Here is a 2,553-nt window from a genome sequence, read left to right on the forward strand (position 1 = left end):
ATTAAACTCCCTTACGCCAACATCATCAATATCCCCTTGATTCTTACAGTCTGCACAGTTTGCAAAATCAAAATCACATGCAGGGATCAAATTGTCATCTGGGCATGTATCTGGATGTTCTAACATATGGCAGATAGCTCTTTCAGCTTCATCAGACAAGGAATGTTCCATTTCACATGCTTGAGCATGAAGGTTTTCATCCTTGATTTTTAAGACATCTTTTAGGAATCTTTCAAGTATTCTGTGTTTACGTGTAATCTTTTGAGCTATTTTGATACCATCTTCAGTTAAAGAAGCTCCTTTATATGGAACATAATCAATATAGCCAAGGTCTTCAAGTTTTTTAAGCATTTGAGTTACACTACCTGGCGCAATACCCAACTCTTTAGATAAAGTTGTTGTAGATACGTATGAATCCTTACTTCCGAACTTATAAAGAGTCTCCAAATACTCTTCAATGTTTTCACTAATTTCCTTAGCCATGTAGAACCTCCAGTAAATTTAAGAAATTTTCATTTTAAATTAAATAAATTAAGTTTTAAAGTTTTAGAATTACCTAATAACCATATAAAAGATTTTTATATAATTATTATTCCTTATACTATTATTTACTAAGAAAGTATATAAAGTTTTGGATAACCTAAAAATTTAGAATAGATGTAAAAATTAAAATTAAAAATAGCTAAAAATCAATTTTAAAGAAATAAAGAATAAAAAAGAAATGAAATTAGAAAGGAATGTTTCTATATCTATGGTAACTATGATAATGCTTTACATTCCAATTGCTGATATGTCCCAAAGTATTTTTATAACTTGTTCCATCAGCAGAATACCATCTTCCATTCACATAAATTTGAGCCCATACATGCCCTGTTACAAGACCTGACTTAAATCTGCATCCCCTTGCATGTGAATATCTTGCTGGAATCTTTGATGCTCTGCAAAGAGCTACAATAAGATTGGAATGATCACAGCAGTTACCTCTTTTGGTCCTTAATGTTTTGGCAGCTCCCTTTCTTGAGTTTGCATAGTAGCTGTAAGCCAAATTATCCCTGACATAATTGAAAATAGCTGTTGCCTTTTCCAACTTGGTTTTATATTTGCTTGTAAGCTTTTTGGCTAATTTTCTGATTGATTTGGTTATTTTAGCATAACCTCCACCATGCAGATACTTTTTAACTGAAAGCTTGGTGTTCTGATTCAATCCTTTTTTAAACTGACCTGAAGGGTCAATTACATTTAAGGTTGAGGAATTGCTTGAAGGACCATAAACGCTGTTGTTTCCATAAGCAAACTTGACTTTGTAAGCGCCTCTAGAAACCTTGACCTTTAAATAGGCTATTCCTTTGGAATTGGTTTTCACAACATAAGTTTTCCCATTGATTGTGATGTTGACCTTTTCACTTTTTAGAACCTTTTTATCAATGCCTTTCAATAAGACCTTAAAGTATTTTCCTTTTAAAACAGCAAAAACAAGAGGTTTTGTATAGGTTTTCTTATAGACAGGCAATACCATTGACATGTTGGAACTGACCAAATAATCGTATCCGTCAAAACTGCAGCTTATGTTGACTGATTTCTTATCAGAAGGCATTTTAATGTAAATCTGACCTTTTGAATCTGTGGTTTTTGTATATTTTACACCATCCACATAAACGGTCAATTTCTGATTGGACAGGATATTTCCTAAAGAAGTAATGATCTTAATGGTGAAATTAGATGATCTGTAGGCATATTTCTTTGGAGTTCTGATGCCTGTCTTTTCATAGAATATCACATTTGAATCGACGGATTCGGCAGGATTGTAGTTCTCATCACCATCATAGGACACTAAAATATTATGAACTCCTCTCATAGTCAAGTTCAAAGTTAAAATGGCTTTACCATCTTCATCGGTATAGCTGCTTTCCTCAGTATAGGTCCCATCAGGACTTATAATTCTAAAATTAATCAATGCATCACTTACTGGATTATCATCCTCATCCAATAATTTTACAGTATAATTCTTAACACCATAAATTTCCCAATTATCCTTAGATATGATTGTTAAGGTAGTATTTTTTAAGGTATCTTCATCAGGATCATCATCGCCATCATCATCCGGATTCTCATTAGGGTCATCATCAGGATTTTCATTAGAATCATCCTCTGAATTAAGATTATCATCAGGAACAATATCCTGGCTATCGCTATCGCTAGCAATATCCGATTCCTCATCCAGATTATCCTCAAGATCATCCATTAAATTATCGCTTAAATCAAGATTTTCCGTTAAGTCAATTAAATCATTATCATTAACAGGAAATGAATCCTCATTATCCATAGTCTCTGCTGAAACTGCAGAAACAGACAATATGAAAATCATAAGCAATAATGATAGAATATGCTTATAATTAATAGTCCCACCTCAAAAATACCTAAAAATATTAAAAATATGAATTATTTTAAAAACAAAAAATAACGAAAAAATGAAAAGTGAATTATGAATAATTTTTTAAAATAATTAATTGAAATTTATAATATTTGCATTATATATTTTAATAATTTATTCTA

The 2,553-nt window shown here is 31.5% G+C and carries 2 protein-coding genes; both read right to left on the reverse strand.

The annotated features are described in order from the left end of the window. The coding region (locus tag ACKI67_RS04475; RefSeq protein WP_407462200.1) for a metal-dependent transcriptional regulator at positions 1-483 on the reverse strand (483 nt) is incomplete at its 3' end. A 244-nt stretch (positions 484-727) separates the two neighbouring features. Further along, the gene (locus ACKI67_RS04480) at positions 728-2,365 is read right to left on the reverse strand and encodes a transglutaminase domain-containing protein (protein WP_407462201.1); all 1,638 of its coding nucleotides are present in this window, start codon (positions 2,363-2,365) and stop codon (positions 728-730) included. Between the last annotated feature and the right edge of the window lie 188 nt (positions 2,366-2,553).

It is taken from the genome of Methanobrevibacter sp., assembly GCF_045577275.1.
GTDB lineage: Archaea > Methanobacteriota > Methanobacteria > Methanobacteriales > Methanobacteriaceae > Methanobrevibacter.